Source organism: Pseudomonas sp. WS 5503, from assembly GCF_012985385.1.
Classification (GTDB): Bacteria; Pseudomonadota; Gammaproteobacteria; order Pseudomonadales; family Pseudomonadaceae; genus Aquipseudomonas; species Aquipseudomonas paracarnis.
This window is the reverse complement of sequence record NZ_JAAQWI010000011.1, coordinates 1-13,139: the sequence shown is the minus strand read 5'-3', so window position 1 is coordinate 13,139 and position 13,139 is coordinate 1. Positions and strand designations below refer to the sequence as shown.

General features: G+C 56.3%; 20 protein-coding genes and 1 pseudogene. 11 read left to right on the top strand and 10 right to left on the bottom strand.

All coding sequences use genetic code 11. The annotated features are described in order from the left end of the window. Window positions 1-82: 82 nt before the first annotated feature. The 7 genes from HBO10_RS25095 to HBO10_RS25065 form a co-directional block, all read right to left on the bottom strand. Window positions 83-814: a hypothetical protein gene (locus HBO10_RS25095; RefSeq protein WP_034127789.1), complete on the bottom strand. Its 732-nt coding sequence runs from the start codon at window positions 812-814 to the stop codon at window positions 83-85. 19 nt (window positions 815-833) lie between these two features. Beyond that, on the bottom strand, window positions 834-1,181 hold the full coding sequence (locus HBO10_RS25090; RefSeq protein ID WP_034127790.1) for a phage holin family protein: 348 nt from the start codon (window positions 1,179-1,181) through the stop codon (window positions 834-836). Between the two features lie 527 nt (window positions 1,182-1,708). Next, window positions 1,709-2,074, bottom strand: a complete 366-nt coding sequence (locus HBO10_RS25085) for a hypothetical protein (protein ID WP_034127791.1) — start codon at window positions 2,072-2,074, stop codon at window positions 1,709-1,711. Next, window positions 2,067-4,283, bottom strand: coding sequence for a VapE domain-containing protein (locus HBO10_RS25080; RefSeq protein WP_034127792.1), 2,217 nt, complete (start codon window positions 4,281-4,283; stop codon window positions 2,067-2,069). Before HBO10_RS25080 ends, HBO10_RS25085 begins: the two co-directional genes overlap by 8 nt. Then, window positions 4,273-4,500: a TraR/DksA family transcriptional regulator gene (locus tag HBO10_RS25075; RefSeq protein ID WP_034127793.1), complete on the bottom strand. Its 228-nt coding sequence runs from the start codon at window positions 4,498-4,500 to the stop codon at window positions 4,273-4,275. Before HBO10_RS25075 ends, HBO10_RS25080 begins: the two co-directional genes overlap by 11 nt. Continuing rightward, window positions 4,493-5,011 carry a phage regulatory CII family protein gene (locus tag HBO10_RS25070; RefSeq protein ID WP_034127794.1) on the bottom strand — a complete coding sequence of 173 codons (519 nt, stop codon included), beginning with the start codon at window positions 5,009-5,011 and terminating at the stop codon, window positions 4,493-4,495. The genes HBO10_RS25075 and HBO10_RS25070 overlap by 8 nt, the downstream gene beginning before the upstream one ends. A 328-nt stretch (window positions 5,012-5,339) precedes the next feature. Next, the gene (locus HBO10_RS25065; RefSeq protein ID WP_034127795.1) at window positions 5,340-5,600 is read right to left on the bottom strand and encodes a hypothetical protein; all 261 of its coding nucleotides are present in this window, start codon (window positions 5,598-5,600) and stop codon (window positions 5,340-5,342) included. 78 nt (window positions 5,601-5,678) lie between these two features. Here HBO10_RS25065 and HBO10_RS25060 point away from each other — a divergent pair, with 78 nt between their 5' ends. Continuing rightward, window positions 5,679-6,404, top strand: a complete 726-nt coding sequence (locus tag HBO10_RS25060) for a S24 family peptidase (RefSeq protein WP_034127796.1) — start codon at window positions 5,679-5,681, stop codon at window positions 6,402-6,404. A gap of 21 nt (window positions 6,405-6,425) precedes the next feature. On the opposite strand, the gene HBO10_RS25055 is transcribed toward HBO10_RS25060, so the two are convergent. Next, window positions 6,426-6,632, bottom strand: coding sequence for a hypothetical protein (locus HBO10_RS25055; protein ID WP_152612709.1), 207 nt, complete (start codon window positions 6,630-6,632; stop codon window positions 6,426-6,428). 10 nt (window positions 6,633-6,642) lie between these two features. After that, the gene (locus HBO10_RS25050) at window positions 6,643-7,185 is read right to left on the bottom strand and encodes a mobilome CxxCx(11)CxxC protein (RefSeq protein WP_161793212.1); all 543 of its coding nucleotides are present in this window, start codon (window positions 7,183-7,185) and stop codon (window positions 6,643-6,645) included. A gap of 206 nt (window positions 7,186-7,391) precedes the next feature. Here HBO10_RS25050 and HBO10_RS25045 point away from each other — a divergent pair, with 206 nt between their 5' ends. The 10 genes from HBO10_RS25045 (at window position 7,392) to HBO10_RS24995 (ending at window position 12,042) form a co-directional block, all read left to right on the top strand. Beyond that, window positions 7,392-7,568 (top strand): hypothetical protein, encoded by a 177-nt coding sequence (locus HBO10_RS25045; protein WP_169922148.1) that lies wholly within the window; start codon window positions 7,392-7,394, stop codon window positions 7,566-7,568. After that, complete coding sequence (locus HBO10_RS25040) at window positions 7,565-8,146, top strand: hypothetical protein (RefSeq protein ID WP_034127798.1); 582 nt, start codon at window positions 7,565-7,567, stop codon at window positions 8,144-8,146. The genes HBO10_RS25045 and HBO10_RS25040 overlap by 4 nt, the downstream gene beginning before the upstream one ends. Before the next feature lie 9 nt (window positions 8,147-8,155). Then, the gene (locus tag HBO10_RS25035; protein WP_034127799.1) at window positions 8,156-8,440 is read left to right on the top strand and encodes a phage antirepressor KilAC domain-containing protein; all 285 of its coding nucleotides are present in this window, start codon (window positions 8,156-8,158) and stop codon (window positions 8,438-8,440) included. Beyond that, window positions 8,427-8,603: a hypothetical protein gene (locus HBO10_RS25030; RefSeq protein ID WP_153475270.1), complete on the top strand. Its 177-nt coding sequence runs from the start codon at window positions 8,427-8,429 to the stop codon at window positions 8,601-8,603. Before HBO10_RS25035 ends, HBO10_RS25030 begins: the two co-directional genes overlap by 14 nt. After that, complete coding sequence (locus HBO10_RS25025; protein WP_034127800.1) at window positions 8,596-8,922, top strand: pyocin activator PrtN family protein; 327 nt, start codon at window positions 8,596-8,598, stop codon at window positions 8,920-8,922. Before HBO10_RS25030 ends, HBO10_RS25025 begins: the two co-directional genes overlap by 8 nt. Before the next feature lie 48 nt (window positions 8,923-8,970). Then, window positions 8,971-9,369 (top strand): hypothetical protein, encoded by a 399-nt coding sequence (locus HBO10_RS25020; RefSeq protein ID WP_034127801.1) that lies wholly within the window; start codon window positions 8,971-8,973, stop codon window positions 9,367-9,369. Next, window positions 9,366-9,908 (top strand): phosphohydrolase, encoded by a 543-nt coding sequence (locus HBO10_RS25015; RefSeq protein ID WP_034127802.1) that lies wholly within the window; start codon window positions 9,366-9,368, stop codon window positions 9,906-9,908. The genes HBO10_RS25020 and HBO10_RS25015 overlap by 4 nt, the downstream gene beginning before the upstream one ends. 251 nt (window positions 9,909-10,159) lie before the next feature. Continuing rightward, a complete protein-coding gene (locus tag HBO10_RS31490) occupies window positions 10,160-10,402 on the top strand; it encodes a DUF4224 domain-containing protein (protein ID WP_034128135.1) in 243 nt (80 codons plus the stop codon). 1 nt (window position 10,403) lies between these two features. Next, the gene (locus tag HBO10_RS25000; RefSeq protein ID WP_034127803.1) at window positions 10,404-11,453 is read left to right on the top strand and encodes a tyrosine-type recombinase/integrase; all 1,050 of its coding nucleotides are present in this window, start codon (window positions 10,404-10,406) and stop codon (window positions 11,451-11,453) included. A 379-nt stretch (window positions 11,454-11,832) separates the two neighbouring features. Further along, window positions 11,833-12,042: a hypothetical protein gene (locus HBO10_RS24995; protein ID WP_034135893.1), complete on the top strand. Its 210-nt coding sequence runs from the start codon at window positions 11,833-11,835 to the stop codon at window positions 12,040-12,042. A gap of 3 nt (window positions 12,043-12,045) precedes the next feature. On the opposite strand, the pseudogene HBO10_RS24990 reads toward HBO10_RS24995, so the two are convergent. Further along, window positions 12,046-13,011, bottom strand: a pseudogene (locus HBO10_RS24990) (DUF4113 domain-containing protein); the annotation flags it as partial. Window positions 13,012-13,139 lie beyond the last annotated feature (128 nt).

Below are 13,139 nucleotides of genomic sequence, written 5' to 3'. Positions count from 1 at the left end.
ATGCCCCTGTCAAGCCTAAAACCTTCCAAGTCATTGGAATATCGCCACTTTTTTGAAAAAAAAGCACGAAACCAACAGGAGGTCAGCTCCTTTCCATCTCCCGAGCCAGGGCACGCCGGAACAGCGGTTCGAACTCGGCCTGGGCCACGCGATTGGCGACCCCGTAGAAGTCAAAGCGCCGTCGATACGTCGGGCGCTTGACGAAGATCAGGATGGGCCTGGCACCACTGCCTACCCGCTGCCAAATGCCACGAGGGCCGGTGCCGTTACCAGGCCGACCCACGAAGTAGTCCGGTGCATTTCGGTTGCGCCGCTGGCTTCGTTTCGTGCGGTTAGCCATGAAGCCCGACACCCGCTCTGCTGCACCGAGGGCGGATAGGATCTGCACGATCTGGCCGCGACTGATGTTCCCGTTGCCATCCATTCGGGCGCGCCGACCTGGTACTGCATACATGTCTGCTGGCATCAGACCATAATGAATCAGCGCCTTCTCAAAGCGCTTGTGCGGACGGTTGCCACCTTCCATGTGCACAGGCAAGTACTTGGACGCTGGCACACCTGAGCTGGCTTCGTCCTTGACCCACACACGGGCATACAGCCGTGTCACAGTGGCACTGCGCTTGAAGATGGAGTTAAGTGTCCAGCGTGTGGGGCGATCAAATACCCGCGCCAGTTCGGCTTTCTCGGCAGCCTGGACGCGCTCAGCCGTGAATGTAAGCGCTTTGGCTGCTGCCGTGGGCACCTTGGACCGGCTGATGCCGCGCATTTCTTTGACGATCTGATCGATGTTGTCGCGCATCTCAAGCCGCATCATTGCATTGGCTCCCGAATGATTACCGCCCTACATCTCCGTTGACTGCTGCTGACTCGCTCAGCCCCAATCGCTTAGCCGTCCATCGCTCATATAGCCCGATGGCAACGTCTGCGCCCGCCATGGCGGTAAGACACCCAAGGGCGCCAGATGTCCAAATCGACATGCCTGCCGCGTACAACAGCATTATCGCGGACACCCCGCACACAACACAGGCACCGGATCGCAGGGCCAACCGCCGGATCAAGGCCCAGCCCCGTGCCCCCTCCTTGTCAGCACGCCACATTTCGCCAGATACACCGCCCACCAGGGCCAGGACAATCACTAACCAGATGGGCATCTCTGCCAGCGCTTGCTGTTCGTTCGTCATTGCCTTACCCCATAAACGCAAAAACCCGGCGCAATGGCCGGGTTCAGTGTGGTGGTGTGTCCCGCTGCTTGCGGTCGCACCTATCGAAGATGGGTACTTTTTACAGGTGGATTTTACTGGCAGCAAGCGGGTTTTAATGCCATAGCGCAATACGGGTGCAATACAGGTATGACGCAGGTGTAACGCAGGTACAACGCACTCAATCGGCTATCGCTTCTGGTGCACTGTCTTGCCTGTCCCACTATTTTGGATCGAAGTAGGACAGCTACAGGTCCCTGACTTCGGGGCTCTGCCCTACTGTCCTACCTTTTTTACTTTTCTCTTGTGTATAGAGAGAAAGCTAAAAGCACGCGTGCGCGCCATGGGCGCGACTACGTCCCCGCTATGCTCATGTGTGCGTGGGGCGGGTGAAGGTTGGACGGTAGGACAGCCCAGTAACGGCGCGGCCTGCACCTGTCCAACTGCGCGAAATGCGAGTCGGACAAGGTGGGACAGTAGGACAGTGGCACAAGGAGTGGCGCAGAGGGTCATGCAGCTTTCCCCATCAGCATCCCCTGGATGAACACATGCGCGTCATGCAACCGCATGTAATAGGTCCTCGAACTACAGGCGCAGTGCAACAGCTTCTGCGAGAGGAAGCTTTCGTGGTTGCAGTAGTGCTCCCACACGACCAGGGCAAGACGAGGCGGCAGGTGTTTCCTGACGATCAGCTCTATGTCGGCCGATTCATCCAGCAGCACCCGACTACCCCGCGTGCCGCGTATCAACTCACCTTTGCACTCCATCAGCATGGCGATCATGTTGCCGCCACTCGGCCCGCCAGCACCGTCCGGCACAGGCGAATGCAGATCCTGCGCCCACAGTTTGAGCATCTCATCGATTCGCTTAATCAAAGCAAGGCTCCTCGATCACCGCCTGCTGCAACGCAGACGCACGCCCCCAGCCCGCAGGCTTTTCATAGGCCCATGGCCGCACGCCGCTTTTTGGCAGCGCGGGCATACGCCGCTTGCGCCAACCCAACCGGTGCATGATCGCCCCGACCCGCATCTGCTCGGGCTTGCCCCAATGTCCGAAGTCCAGCTTCAGCGCCTGGGTCAGGATCTCGTTGCCGGTGGCGGTTTCGCCGATCTGCGACTCTTCCATCCAGGCCAGGATCGGCCCTTCCCATTCATCCACCACAAAGCGCTCGTCTTGAGCCTCGGCGAACATCTTGGATTCGTCCTTGTTCACCCACCAGATATCGCCCGCTTCAAAGCAGAACAGCGCCTCAGCCCATAGCTGATCGCGGATCTCGCGTAATTGCTCCAGATCGACCTTGTTGCAGAACACCGGCCAGTAGCGGCGGTTGCCCGTGGCGTCCTTGAGGTACTCCTCTTGGTTGGTGGTGCCCACGAAAACACACTGGCGTGGCACGTCATTCGTTCTGCGGCCGTAGCTCTCTCGGTAGGTGTCGGTGGACGCAGAGAAGAACTGCTTGGCCTTGGTGCTTTCAGCCTTGTTGAAACTGTCCAGCTCGCCCAGCTCGACGATCCACTTGCCGCGAATCGCCTGGAAGCTGTCCTTGTCACCGAGGGCAAAGGGGGTATCCATGAACCACTCGCCACCGAGCACGCCCATGGCCGTGGACTTACCGGCGCCTTGCCCGCCTTCGAGGATCATCACCGAGTCTGCCTTGCAGCCTGGGCGCATCACACGGGCGACCGCCGAGATGAGCCAGCGCTTACCGACCTTGGCCGAGTACTCGCTGGCCTGGACACCCAATACGTCGGTTAGCCAGGTTTCAATGCGTGGCACGCGATCCCATTCCAGCTTCTCCAGGTACTCACGCACCGGGTGAAACGCATGGTCGTGGGCAACCACGCTGACCGCCTCGATCACATGGGACGCTTTGACCCGCAGGTTGTACTGCTGCGCGAGCCACTTCATCACTCGCATGTCGTCGATGTCTGCCCAGTCGCCGGCACCGCCGCCAAAGGGCGCAGACCGCAGCTTAACGATCTTGGAACTGAACACGCTGTAGCCGATGACACCGGCCCAGCGTTCGTCATTGCCCAGGATCAGCTCGACGTTTTGCATGTGCGCAATCAGGGAGCCGTTTTCGGTGCGGGCCAGTTGGTCTTTCCAACCACCTGCTGCAGGAGGCTTGACCACCGCAAGCACCTGGCGGCGGACGGCCTCCAACCCTTCGGCGACGTGCAGGTCGTTGAAGTCGGTCCACTTGATCTCGCGGTCACCGGAAAACACCGGGGCGACTACTTGACCGCCGACAACCAGCGCGGCGTTGTTCGCTTTCTCTTCGCCTGGGTTCCAAGGGTCGCCATTGGGACGCTTAGTTTTCCAGTCGTCATCGCGACAGATGATCAGAGGGCAGCCGGGGAAGCGCTCGCGCATGGCCTTGGAGACTGGCAGTAAGTTGCCCGCGTCGAAGGCGATAGCAACAGTGAGCGAAGTCGCCATGTGCAGGCTTGCGCCCGTGGCGTAGCCCTCACACACCAGCACCGGTTCGCCTGGCTCTGGATGGGGGCCGATCAGGTGGAAAGCGCCCTCTTTTGACATACCGGGCGGCCAGTACTGCTTATCCCGCCCAGTGTCCTCTTGCTTGGCTGGGAAGATCACCTGCAGGCCGACGATCTGGTCACGGACGTTGCACATGGGCACCAAAAATGCGCCAGTACGTGGCGCATAGCGAACCTTGAAGCCAACGATCTGCTTTCGATCCAGATAGGCGCTCTTACCCTTTTCGGGCATGCGCTTGAACAGGCCGGCAGCACGGTTGGCCGCTCGGCGTGATGCGTTGGCCGCGATCTCGGCGGCTTTACGCTTGGCATCTTCCTGGCGAGCGCGCATGACTTCGCGCTCCTCGGGGCTCATGCGTCCGGGCTTCACCTTGATCTTTTGGGTATCGCCAGAACGCCAGTCGCCGAAGCTGCCGAAGATCAGCGTTTCGTTTTTTTCGGTGCGGTGTTCGTGGATGACGTACCAGCCGTTTTTTTCTTTGCCTTTGTCCTGGGTGGTTTTGCAGCGGGTGAGCTTGCCGAATACCAAGGGTTGAGCGGGCTCAAGACCATAGTCCGCGAACTGATTGATCACATCATCGAGCATAACGGGCAGCCTTCTGATCATCGACTGTCTTGCACTCAATGCAGAGCGTGCAGCCGGGCTGTGCCAAGCGACGGGCCTCGGGGATGGGGCCATCACATTCATCACAGAACATCAGCGAATGCTGAGCCGTGTTGGACATCAGCGCCAGGCGTGCAGCGACGGCCTGATCAATGCGCTCTTGCACCAGGTCGTTTGCGAAGTCAGCGATATCAGCCACGTTCCACCCCACAAGTCGTCTGGTTGACGTAGCGGGCGCGGTTGTACATGCCCAATAACCCCTGAATGCCACGAAACACCAACTGGCGTATCTCAGCCAGCTCACGGTCATCGACCTTGCCGTCGCCAATGTGCTTGGCCCAGGTTTCGGACAAATCGGCGACCTGCCGGAAAAACATGGCGATACCCGTAGTCAGGGTCTCTGGCATGTCGTTGGTGTACGCCTCAGCCAGTTCCTGCCAGATCGTGTCGCCAACAAGGGCGTGCACTGCATCGAGAATGCGGCGGTCCTTGGTCAGTTCGAGGATCTCGCCGAACTCCTGGATGTTGACGGTGTGCGAGGGATGGGTGGGAGACAACTTGTGTTGCAGCGTGGTGGCATTGCGGCCGGTGGTGGCGGCAATTGCTGCGGCACCGCCGGGATAGTCCCGTGCGGCGTGGTACAGGGCTAATTCGAGCGTCAGTACTTCCTTTTGCGCTCGATCAACACAGCTTAAAGCTACTCGGCTCATGGCATTAATCCTACTAAGTTGCCAGTGCCCCGCGACGTGTAGTGGTGATACATTTGCCGCGTGGCTTGAAAGGGCCCAAACGCCGGCTAGATCTAGGGATCGAAACCGGCACCGTGCCGAGGCGAACAATCCGTTGCTCACCTCTGGCGCAACAGCTGCCTAATCTGTGGTGGAAAAGGCAGCAACCCAAGACATCCGTGTCTTGGCAGCGCGATAAAGGGAGGTGGTTTGCATGTGGTGTGCCCTCCTACCTTCGTCGCGACCCGACAGCACTGTGGTGGTGTGTGCCGGGAGGAACTGGGCGGCCCTTGGGTCGCCTTTTTTCTATCTACGCTGCAGCTTTTTGCGGGGCCGATGCGTTGAGCAACCAGGCAGCATCAAACGCGTTGCCCTTTTGCTCAGCGGCGGCCGCTAAGAGTTTTGCGTAGCGGGTTTCACCGGTGTAATCGGTGCGGGGAAGGCTGGCAGCCAAGCGCCATTTATTGAGTGCCTGGTAACTCCTGTCACATACCTTGGCGGCGGCTCCGATGCCGCCTACTGCTTCAAATGCGAACGCGATGGCGTTCGGAAAATCTGCGGGGTCCAACATGGCAACCTCCATTTATCAACTCGCGGTTGATATTAACATCAACTGACTATTGCGCAAGCCCTGTGAGAGTATCAACTCATGGTTGATAAGAATGAGTTAAGGGCAGCTTTCACGGCGCGCCTACACGAAGCACTCGACGATGCCGGTGTACGCACCCGTGGGCGTGGGGTGGATATTCATAAGCATTTGGTGAAGGTTGGGGCTGAAAAAAGCACTCAAGCCATCAGTAAGTGGCTCAATGGTGAATCCATTCCCGAGGCAGACAGCATGGTTGTGCTGTGTTCATGGCTGAAGGTGCGAAGGGAGTGGCTGGAGTATGGGGTGCTGCCAAAACAGCAAACCGGCGACAGTAATGTCCGTCAGCTCGGCGCTGCGGGCGAAAGTAATGTCCGTGAGGTAACTCGGCAGTTTGGAAAGGTCCCGCTGATTTCTTGGGTGCAGGCAGGAGCGTGGTGCGAGTCGAACTTTGAGCAACATGACGGCGAATCGTGGCTATCTTGCCCCGTGCCTATAAGTGAAAGTGGTTATGCGCTGAGAGTGCTTGGGGACTCAATGACGAATCCTGGGCCAGGTCGTAGCTACCCTACTGGTTGTATAATTTTCGTAGATCCTGAGGCTGAAACAAAAACCGGTGATCGGGTTATCGCACGCGTACCTCGAACCAACGAGGCCACCTTTAAGGTGTTTGTAGAAGACGCGGGGCGTCAGTTTTTAAGACCTATCAATCCTCAATACCCAATAATCGATATCACTGAAGAAACGCATATATGCGGAAAAGTGGTAGGATCATTCATCCCTGAATGATCCTACACTCACCACAGCTAGTTACGATCGTCCACACAAAACGCAACGACTATCGCGTGGCCCTAGATTAATCATAGTCTCGTTGATAGCACTGCCCAATGCTTCTAATGAAATCGTTTCATTATTACTTTCGCTATGATATTCCAAAATCTCTTTAATAAATGCCATCTTTTCTTTGGAAGTCATTTGCAAATAAGCATTTTTAGCTGACACAACTTTAGGGTACATAATTAAACTCCTAGAAATTCCCACACGTATCGCAGTTACCGGGTTTCATTGTCAACGGTTTGATCCCGCAAACCACACACGTTTCCCTATGCTGATAGAGAGACATGCGCATTCCGTAGCGAATGTCCGCGTCAGTGACTGACTGCGTCAGATCAGCCTGCTCTTGTCGTAGCTCTTCCGCTAACAACTCGCTAAATCTTTCTTCAGCGTTTTGAGGTGGCATTTCCCCCAATGTTTTCCAAGCTCCAGACATTTTCAGATTATTTTGCATGGAGCCAATAGCATACGCATATTTGCTATCCCACTGTGCAACCAACGTCCAGAGAGACAGAGCTAACTGAATAGTCATCAATATCCCCGCCGGGATAAAAACATACGCTAAAAACCCAACGCTAAACGCTAAAGCTCCGGCACCTACGACAAGTGGCACAACGAAACCAAGGTACGTAATAATGTTTCTATAGAAGGATATTTTATCCGAACGTCTTTTAAAAATTCTAGACGTCCCATAAGCATCCAATTCTTTATTGTGGCATCGTTCTTTGAAGTCCAAATAACCTCCCATATTTATATGCACGTCCCTATCAAAACTCTACTGAAAATCCCAGTGAAAAAGCAGAGGCCCAGCATAGTATCATTATGCTACCACTAAGTAGATGAAACGACCCCTAACCAAAATATTAGCAACCTATGGTTGACATTAAATCAACCAATGGTTGATATTTGTCTCACTCTTCCACCACAGAGCGAGGCAATACCATGCACACCACAGCTACCCTGCACGTCCACCCGGCCGCTGCTAACCCCTCCCGCATCTTTGAAATCCGCCGCCTGGCGCAAGACCTCGGCTGCAAATTCATCATGTCCAAACCTAAGCCGAAAGAACGCAACGCGCCCTACCCGTTCGATCCGAACGGCGGAGGGCACGCGGCATGAGCAAGTACAAAATCGACAATCGCACCCTGACCCTGCTCAAGGCCCAGGTACACCTAACCGAAACCTTCAACCACCTACTGCGTGCCGAAGTTCACCGGGAGGCCCTAGCCTTCCGCCTGAAAGTTGAGCACCGCAAAGCCGACACACACTTCACTGTTGAGCTGGGAAGCGAACGCCACACGCTGACCCTGACCAACAGCAAAAAGATGCACCTTAAGCTTGCGGACTTCATCGAGGAGATCGTCAACGGGCCAGCCAGTCCAAGCGATCCGTCGTCAGTGCCGCACGCTGACCGCCGCTACGGCGTCTTCGAAATTGAACACAAGCAGCGTGTGTTCGACCTGGTGCAAACCGGCGGCGCGCTGAGCCTCGATATGGGTTTTGAGCAACCTATCAACCTGGCAATCCATCGCAACAAAACCCGAACGGGCGTCACCACCATCATGAGCATCGGCGTCAAGAAGCCATTCAGCAAGTGCTTCACGGTGTGCGGCAGTGACGTGGAGATCTACTCCATGGTGGCCGAATCCATCACTCACCTGGCAGCCGTGGCAACTCCCGCCGCGCATGCAGCCTAGGAGGTCGCGATGGAACGTAGCCTGGAAAAGGCCGCCAAGTACTTCGGCCTCACCCGCCCCAAACTGATCGCGCTGATGCGTGACAAGGGCTTGCTCTCTGACCGCAACCTCCCGGCGTTTCCTGTACGTGATCGGGAATATCTGCGGATCAAGAACGGCAACTGGTACCACGAGACGGCCGGAATGCAATACAGCCAGTCGACGAAGGTCCGGCAAGCCGGCATGCCCTGGCTGGCAAGTCAGCTGGGCCTCGAACTGCCAGCCATTCCGGCAGACAACCGTGACGTGGCCTAGGGAGTACGCCCGCCAGATCGTCGCCATGCACACACGCGAGGAGCGCAATGCCGCGCTCCTCGAAGTGCCGGAGCATCTGCGGGAGCTGACCAAACGCCACTGCCTGAATGCCTGGAACCACCCATCACGACTCAAACGCAAGGAGGCCGCCATCCATGAGTAACAACAATCAAACACCGCTACGACTGCAACCCGCGCCGGATAGCGCAACCGTCGAGATGCTGCACCGACTCTTCGGCGACGTGCTTATCCCCCTGGAAAAGCTGCGCGTGCATTACTTCAAGAACCTCAACGAAAAGACTTTTACTGAGGCGATCAACAGCGGCCGTATTCAGCTGCCGGTGACCACCCTGGATCACAGCGTCAAGGCGTTGAGGTATGCCCACATCAAGCATGTCGCGGCACTGATTGATATCCGCGCTTACAGGGCGGATGAGGACATGCCGCGACCACAAACTGATTCAACCGAGCCAGAGCAGTAACACCAACGGCTGCCACCACCAGCCAACAAACCACCAGGAGCACACCACATGACCGTAATTCAAATCTGCGCACTGATCACCATCGTTATCGCGCTCGCGATCCTTTATTGGATCGGCTACAGAGGCGGCTTAACGGATGGTCTGGCTCAGGGCTACAACGAAGGACACGCACAAGGATTCATTGAAGGCATGGACGAGGGAGAGTCAGCGGGCTCTACCGCACTGGAGCAGATCTCCGAGCGTTGTCGGCGCCTGCAGTTGATATTGGACCATCAGCCACTGGATCGCCTCACCCTGCTATCCATCGCCGAAAAGCTCAAGCTAGCGGCCGACACCTTCCGAGCGGTGAGATCTGATAGCCAGGCAACTCAAGCACTTGCCTTACGTGACAAGGCACTAAGCATGGCTGCCCTGCTGGACCCATTCGAGTTGGGAGACGCAGCATGAACCGGATCCTGACCCATTCAGGCAAACACTTCGACCTACTCGAACCCGACGCCGACATGATTGACCCACGGGACATCTCGCACGCACTGGCCCATCTGTGCCGATTCAACGGTCACACCCGCGAGTTCTACAGCGTGGCCCAGCACAGCTGCATCGTCGCCGAGCTGGTGCCAGAAGAATACAAACTCGCGGCCTTACTTCATAACGCACCCGAGGCGTACCTGGGCGACATGACGAGGCCACTCAAGCAATGGATCAGCGTCTATGAGCACTTCGAGGACTGTATCTGGTGGCGCATCTGTGATCGGTTCGGCATAGCACCAGAACTCCCCGCCTGCGTCCACAAGGCCAACCTGATAGCGCTAGCTACCGAACGCCGCGATCTCATGCCACCCGATCCGGCTATCTGGGATTGTTTGGTCGGCATCGAACCCATGGTTGAAACCATCCGCCCATGGTCTGTCGCAGAAGCCCGCAACACCTACCACCAGCGCCTGATGGACCAACTCGCTATCGAACACCGGAGGAAAGCGGCATGAAGAACCAACAGAACAACACCAGCGCCTTGTCCGCTTTGCTCCGTGCTGCAAATAGTGGCGACACGCTAGAAACAAACAGTCTCTGCTGCGCAGCAGCAGGCATTATTGCTCCTCCCAGCGCCACCGCCGAGGCACTTATACCCCACGAAAAGCTGCGCGAGGCAGCGCTCGCTGATGCAACGCTAAACGCTCAGGAACGCCCGCTCGCGCAGCCTGTCGTGGGGTATACGCACCGTTCACAGCCCAAAGCCATAGAGGCTGAAATCTTCTCGGACGATGAACTGGCCGACCTTACTGGCTATAAGCAGCGAGCCCATCAACGGAAGTGGCTAACTGACCGCAATTGGGTATTCGTCGAGAGTCGTGGGGGGCGTCCGCTGGTTGGGCGCATGTACGCTCGCATGAAGCTTGGCATGACCAATACAGCACTCATTGAACAAAGCCCGCCGCCGGCGCGACCCGTTTGGACGCCTGACTTCTCCAGGGTGAACTGAGATGCGACCTAGAAACACAGAAAACAGGGACTTGCCGCCTGGAATGGTGCGGCGCAAACGCCCTCGCAAGAATGGCAAAGTGTGGGTCGGCTACTACTACAAAGACTCGACAGGAAAGGAGATCCCGCTAGGTGGAGATCTGAGTAAAGCGAGGTTGAAGTGGGCAGAGCTTGAGGCCAAGGAAAAACCCGCAGACCTGACGATGATGAAGGGGATCTTTGATCGGTACGCCCGCGACGTCATTCCGAAAAAAGGAGAGCGTACCCAAAAAGACAATCTGGCCGAACTAAAACAGCTACGCCCCACATTCGATGGGGCTCCCATCGATTCAATCACGCCGGCAAATATCGCCGGGTATCGCGATGCACGCACGGCCAAGGTTAGGGCCAACCGGGAAATTGCCCTTCTGTCTCACGTGTTCAATATGGCACGCGAGTGGGGCCTCACTGAGCGGGAGAATCCTTGCCAAGGCGTCAGGAAGAATAAGGAGGTGCCACGCGACTACTACGCCAATGCGGTGGTTTGGGACGCCGTCTACGGTATGGCGGGCCCGGAACTCAAGGAAGCCATGGACCTGGCCTACCTGACCGGCCAGAGACCTGCCGATGTGATCATCATGCGTAGCGACGATACTGAGGGCGATTATTTCCTGGTCACCCAGGGTAAAACCGGGCACAAACTCAGAATTCTAATGCGGACAGAATCCGGAGAAAACAGTCTCGGGAAATTGGTTAGAGAGATAACCGAAAGAAATGCGCATCACCCCTCCAAGTACCTACTAATCAACCAGTATGGAAAAAGGATGACGAAAGGCATGTTGCGCCTGCGCTGGGACAAGGCAAGAGAGAAGGCGCAGCAGAAAGCGCTGGATCAGGGCGACCCTATGCTCGCAGCAAAGATTGGAGGGTTTCAGTTTCGTGACATCCGACCCAAGGCGGCATCGGAAATCATCGATATTGGCGACGCAAGCCTACTGCTGGGACATAGCAAACAGGAGATCACCAAACGGGTTTACAGGAGGATTGGCGCAACTGCTAAGCCATCAAAATAGACAAAGTTTCGGAACCCCTGCCCGAAAGTTTCGGAACGCCTATCCAAAACCGGCGTTATCTACCCAAACCCCAAAAACACAAAAGCCCCGCATTCGCGAGGCTTTTGTATGAATCTTGGCGGGAAACCAGGGATTCGAACCCTGGAGACGCTATTAACGTCCGCCGGTTTTCAAGACTGCCGAGTTAACTATAATAATCAACACCTTAGCTATTTATCGTTTCCGCAACTCAGAGTTTTTACCAAGCCTACAGCCCGCATATATCAAGGGGCGTGCATTGGGTTGCGGAAATGATTTCCCCCTCCTCCGGCGTCCTGCCGAACGATCTCCCCACTCAATAATTTGCCTGCTACGCTGTTCGCTCCACGGAGGAACAACGATGCCGAACTCAGACCTAATCCCTTCCCTGCTTTCCAAACTCTACGAAAACCAACTTGCCCTCGAAGCGTCAATCCTGGAGCTGTCAAATTGGGTTGAGCAACGTGGCTCCGCCGAGGTGGCAGACAATGTGCGAGGCGCCCTTTTCACAATCGGCCACAATGAAGAATTCATCAAAATGTCGCTGGCTGTCCTTATGACAGAGGAATGAGCATTACTTGCAGGCCACCGTCCAGAGTTGGTCCAGCTTAGTGGTATAGCTCTGGCTCATCATCTCTCGACGCATACCCCAGTCAGGGTTGGTAGGTACGCTGGCAGATCGAAGCGTTCCCTTTCCCCAACGTTCATTGATCTGATCAAGGACAGTCATGACCTGGGTTGCCTCGGTCGGCTGCGATATTGCAAAAAGATCATCGGTGTATTCGCCTGGCTGGCACAGGTTGAGCAGCATTACCTCGGCCTTGCTGTATTTGAAACCCGGCCGGAAGATCCGATCGAGCGCGTCTACCGCCGCCTTCGTGAGCAGGCGCACGTCATCGGTAGGGTATGGCATATCTACCACCACCCCGTTGGCGTACTTGGCTTCCTCCGGATTGAACATGCCTGTGCGGATGCAGACGCGGACCTTTTTGCAAAGCGAGTTCTGCGCACGCAGCTTTTCCGAGGCTCGCATCATGTAGGTGGCCACCGCCTCCTTGATCGGCGGCAGCTCAGTCAGCCGCTTGCCGAACATCCGACTGCAGCAGATTTCCTGCTTCGGCGGGTCGGGCTCGTCCAGCTCCAAGCACGACGTGCCGGCCAGTTCACGCGCCGTTTTCTCGATCACTACGCTGAATTTCTTACGGAGCGTCCAAGGATCTGCTTTGGCAAGGTCCATCGCTGACTTTATGCCCATGGCGTCGAGGTGGAGTTTCATTTTGCGGCCCACGCCCCACACTTCGCAGACGTCAGTATTACGCAGGACCCAATCGCGCTTGACCGGATCGGTGATGTTCACTACACCACCGGTTTGAGCTTGCAATCGCTTTGCCGTGTGGTTGGCCAGCTTGGCCAAGGTCTTGGTGCTTGCTATTCCAACCCCCACTGGAATGCCAGTGCAGCGCAGCACCCGCTCCCTGATTTGACGACCCAAAACATCCAGCCCAGGAATACCCGATAGGTCAGCAAACGCCTCATCAATGTAAAGGAAAGAAGAACAGCCATGGACATGATTTCAGCTCAGACATTCCGCTACTCAATCTCTGATGCCGGATGTCCATAGAAAGAACCTCTTTTCCAGGAAATTGGGGCTTGAAGTCCATACCTGCG